This window comes from Burkholderia sp. LFS061 (genome assembly GCF_047978125.1).
GTDB lineage: Bacteria > Pseudomonadota > Gammaproteobacteria > Burkholderiales > Burkholderiaceae > Burkholderia > Burkholderia pyrrocinia_C.
Window position 1 is genome coordinate 1 of the sequence record NZ_JBFPFS010000149.1, and the last position, 484, is coordinate 484.

Annotated in this window: 1 pseudogene; it reads right to left on the reverse strand. The window is 77.1% G+C overall.

Annotated elements, in window-relative coordinates:
* A pseudogene (locus ACNQQL_RS36100) lies at positions 1-484 on the reverse strand (flagellar hook-length control protein FliK); the annotation flags it as partial.

Genomic DNA, 484 nt, shown 5'->3' on the forward strand with positions numbered 1-484 from the left:
GTACAGCCACGCGAGCAGGTCCGCGACGGCCTGGTAGAGCCGTCGAGCACGTCGGTCGAGCCGGGCTGCGCGGCATCCGGGGCGGCCGGCGCAAGCGCGGCCGTCAGGCGCGCCTGCGGCTCGCGCATCAGCGCCGCGAGCGGACGCTGGCCGGCCAGCCACTGCGCCAGATGGGATTCGTAGAAGAGGCCGCTCTCGCTCACGGCTTGGGCGAGCGCCGCACGCAACGCCGCGACCGGCAGCGGCGCGGCCGTTTCGTGCGCCGCCGCGGCGGACGACGCCGCAGCGGAAGAAGGCGTGGAAGACGCCGCCGCCGGATCGGACGCGGCCGGCGCACGCGCCGGTACGGCCGTATCGGTCAGCAGCACGGCGGGATCGGCCAGCAGCGGTGCGCGCCCGGCGATCGCGGGCGTCGCGTCGCCGCCCGCGCGCGAGATCGCGTCGAGCACGCGCCCGACGTCGGACAGCGCGGTCTGCGTGGATG